The sequence below is a fragment of the Candidatus Symbiopectobacterium sp. NZEC135 genome (assembly GCF_025962695.1).
The window spans coordinates 1-661 of record NZ_JAGFPF010001199.1; the positions used below are offsets into that span (position 1 = coordinate 1).

General features: G+C 51.6%; 1 protein-coding gene. It reads right to left on the bottom strand.

Annotated features, from left to right (window positions below):
- A partial coding sequence (locus tag J5224_RS33320; protein ID WP_319802544.1) for a ribonucleotide reductase N-terminal alpha domain-containing protein occupies nt 1–661 on the bottom strand: 661 nt, incomplete at both ends.

Consider the following 661-nt stretch of genomic DNA (forward strand, 5'->3'; position numbering starts at 1 on the left):
GGTACATCACCTGATTGGTTTTCGCCAATTGGAAGGTGATATCCGGGATCACTACGCCAAGAGAGAGCGTTTTGATGCGGATTTTTTCATCGGCGTTTTCACGCTTGGTGTCGAGAAAACGCAAAATGTCAGGATGGTGCGCGTTGAGGTAGACCGCGCCTGCACCTTGCCGTGCACCCAGTTGATTGGCATAGGAAAACGCATCCTCAAGCATCTTCATGATGGGGATGATTCCGGAAGACTGGTTTTCAATACGTTTGATCGGCGCGCCGGTTTCACGAATGTTGGTCAAGGTAAAGGCAACGCCACCGCCACGCTTGGAGAGCTGCAACGCCGAGTTGATGGCACGCCCGATAGATTCCATGTTGTCTTCGATACGCAACAGAAAACAGGAGACCAACTCACCGCGCTGTTTTTTACCGCAGTTGAGAAAGGTTGGCGTGGCGGGTTGAAAACGTCCGCTGATGATCTCGTCGACCAGGGCGCTTGCTAGTTGGGTATCGCCTTTGGCTAGCGCCAAGGCAACCAGACAGACCCGATCCTCATAGCGTTCCAGATAGCGTTTGCCATCAAAGGTTTTCAGCGTATAGCTGGTGTAATATTTGAACGCACCAAGGAAGGTTTGGAAACGGAATTTGTGCGCATAGGCTTGCTGAAACAG